The 2,571-nt window shown below is 71.8% G+C and carries 4 protein-coding genes; 2 read left to right on the top strand and 2 right to left on the bottom strand.

Annotation, left to right across the window (positions count from 1 at the left end; all coding sequences use genetic code 11):
* Nucleotides 1-571: ComF family protein (locus HUV06_RS15845; RefSeq protein ID WP_174302204.1), on the bottom strand; the 571-nt coding region annotated here is incomplete at its 3' end.
* Between HUV06_RS15845 and HUV06_RS15840 the strand changes: the two genes are divergently transcribed.
* A complete protein-coding gene (locus tag HUV06_RS15840; RefSeq protein WP_174302203.1) occupies nt 570-1,487 on the top strand; it encodes a methyltransferase domain-containing protein in 918 nt (305 codons plus the stop codon). The two genes, HUV06_RS15845 and HUV06_RS15840, sit on opposite strands and share 2 nt — an antisense overlap.
* A 2-nt stretch (nt 1,488-1,489) precedes the next feature.
* Nucleotides 1,490-1,984, top strand: a complete 495-nt coding sequence (locus tag HUV06_RS15835) for a DUF4157 domain-containing protein (protein ID WP_174302202.1) — start codon at nt 1,490-1,492, stop codon at nt 1,982-1,984.
* A 24-nt stretch (nt 1,985-2,008) separates the two neighbouring features.
* Here HUV06_RS15835 and HUV06_RS15830 read toward each other — a convergent pair whose 3' ends face one another.
* On the bottom strand, nt 2,009-2,383 hold the full coding sequence (locus tag HUV06_RS15830) for a hypothetical protein (protein ID WP_174302201.1): 375 nt from the start codon (nt 2,381-2,383) through the stop codon (nt 2,009-2,011).
* Between the last annotated feature and the right edge of the window lie 188 nt (nt 2,384-2,571).

The raw sequence follows: 2,571 nt of genomic DNA, 5'->3' as shown, positions 1-2,571 counted from the left end.
GCGACCTGGTGGCGCGGCGGCGCACCAGCGCGTCGGCAAGGTAGCGCTTGCGGGTCAGCCGGCAGAGGGGGCGCGCGATCTCGGCCGCCTGGTTGTAGCGGCGGGCGAACAGGCGCGAGGGGTGCAGCGGCACCGGAACGATAGCATCGACATCCCCCAGCAGCGGCGCGGCGGCTCTCGACAGCCAGCGGGCGAACAGGGCGCCGACCTCAGGCCGGTCCGCATGCTTCAGCTTCAGGATCAGCTCGCGTGAGTGCTCGTCGTAGAGGCAGGCCGCCCGGGCTCGTGCGAAGGCCCTCGGGCGCGCCGTGCAGGCGGGGCAGCGCACGGCCTCGCCCTGATCGTAGGGAAAGGGCAGGCCGCACCCGTCGCACACCGGATCGTCAAGGAAGGCGATACGGGTCCAGGCGGCGGCGGAGAAGCCCGGCGTCTGCGGCGAGCTCCCGGAGCCGTCGAAGCTCTCCGGCGGCAGCAGCAGGTCCAGCGCGGCGGCCGCCCAGCCGCCTGCAGGCGCCAAGGCGAAGCGGGGCGCTTTGAAGCGCGGGCGGGCGGCCCCATCTTGCACGCTCATGGCCGACCTTCCCCCCCGACTGTTCGACCGCCCCCTGCACCGCGCCCGGCTGGATCGCGCGGCGCCGGGCTACCCCGCCGCCGACTTCCTGAAGGCGCGCGTGGCCGAGGACGTAGCCTGGCGCCTCTCGGCCATCCTGCGACGTTTCCCGCTCGCCGTCGACCTCAGCGCGCGTTCCGGCGTGTTCGCGCGCAAGCTGTGGGAGAGCGATGCAGCGGCGCAAGTCGATACCCTGGTCGAGGCAGACCTTTCCGCGGCGATGTTCCACCGATCGGACGGCCGCGGGCGCCTGCGCCTGGTCGCCGACGAGGAGCGGCTGCCGTTTGCGCCGCAGAGTTTCGACCTGGTGGTGTCGCTGCTCTCGCTGCACTGGACCAACGACCTGGTCGGCGCCCTGGTGCAGGCCCGGCGGGTGCTGAAGCCCGACGGCCTGTTCATCGCGACCCTCTACGGCGGTGCGACCTTGACCGAACTCCGCCAGAGCCTGTTGCAGGCGGAGGCCGAGCTGTCGGACGGGGCGGGTCCGCGCGTCTCGCCTTTCGCCGACGCGCTGGATGCGGCGGGATTGCTACAGCGCGCCGGCTTCGCCCTGCCGGTGAGCGATGTGGACCGGATCACGGTCCGCTACGCCCATCCGCTCAGGCTGATGGCGGAGCTGCGCGCCATGGGTGAGGCTAGCGCGCTGGCGGACCGCCCGCGCCGGCCGCTGAGCCGCCGCGTTCTCGCCCGGACCTCGGACATTTACGCGGAGCGCTTCGGCCTGGAGGACGGCCGGGTGCCTGCGACCTTCGAGCTGATCACCCTGACCGGCTGGGCGCCCCACGCCAGCCAGCCCAAGGCGCTGAAGCCCGGCTCGGCCAAGATGCGGCTGGCCGACGCGCTGGGCGTGCCCGAACAGCCGCTGGCCCGGGGCTGAGGGTGGGCCGTGGCCTGACGCCCGGCGAGCAAAGCCTGGCTCAGGGCGTTTTCGCTGAGGAGGTGAAGTTGGACGCCGTGCGGCTCCACGCAGGCGGCTTCGGCGGATTCGCCTTCACCCTAGGTCCGCACATCTTCCTGCCGCCCCACTTGGCGAGCGCCGACTTCGCGAGGGCGGATGCGCATGCCCAGGCCTTGCTGGTGCACGAACTGGTGCACGTCTGGCAGTTCCAGACCCGCCCGCTCCGTACGCTTGCGAGCTGGGCGCGCGTCTTGACCTCTGGCGGCTATGGCCCCGGCTTGTCTGGCTACCGCTACCCCCTCCCGATTGGTGCGTTCGAGGCGCTGAACCTGGAGCAGCAGGCGAGCGTGGTGGAACACGCCTTCCTGCTGCGAACCGGACGGAGGAGCGGCAGGATGCCCAACGGATTGTGCGCGGCGGACCTCGCATCAGCGCCGTTTCCCGGAAAGCCGGAGGCCTGCGGACCCTGGGGTTAGGGCTTCAGTCCAAGCCCCTGAGGCTCACTTCAGGTCGGATGTGTAGACCACCGTCTTCAATACCCTCACGCTGGAGGCGTTCGGAAAGGCCTTGAAGACCAGGCGCTGGTCGGGCTTCAGCACCACCTGCACGCTCTGCAGGACCTGCAGGTGGGTGTCGGCCTGGACCGGGCCGGCGTGACCGCTGGCGGTGGCGCCGTCCACCTCGATCACCGCTTCAAGGCTTGCGCCGTCGGAGGTGGCGACGCCCACGCTGGCCACGACGATCCGCACCGTGGTGTCCTTGTCGCGCTCGAGCCAGGCGTGGGCGCCGTCGGTGCCCGAGGCCACCAGGACCGCGCCCTGCGGCAGGTTCAGGAAGCCATCGTCCTCCTCAGTGAGCTTGAAGTGCTGCGCCATGGCGGGTCGTCTCCTCCGAAATGCGCAGCCTCAACGCACAGCGGGGCGGGGCGCTCCGGCAGGCGCGTCCGGCGCTAGCGCGGCTCGCCCGGCGTGTGGTGTTCGTGATCGACATGCGGTGCGTCCGGGGCGTGAGGCGCTGGGGCGAGCGGGTGCGGAGGCGCCGGGTGCTGGGCGGCCTGGGTCAC

The organism is Caulobacter sp. S45, from assembly GCF_903642205.1.
In the GTDB taxonomy this organism is placed as follows: Bacteria; Pseudomonadota; Alphaproteobacteria; order Caulobacterales; family Caulobacteraceae; genus CAHJWH01.
Note: the sequence above shows the minus strand (reverse complement) of the source record. Positions and strands in the feature narration are given on the sequence as shown.

What these genes read in the sequence shown, in the direction of transcription:
- HUV06_RS15830 (WP_174302201.1), bottom strand. Translation starts at nt 2,383, where the DNA reads ATGGCGCAGCACTTCAAGCTCACTGAGGAGGACGATGGCTTCCTGAAC.
- HUV06_RS15840 (WP_174302203.1), top strand. Translation starts at nt 570, where the DNA reads ATGGCCGACCTTCCCCCCCGACTGTTCGACCGCCCCCTGCACCGCGCC.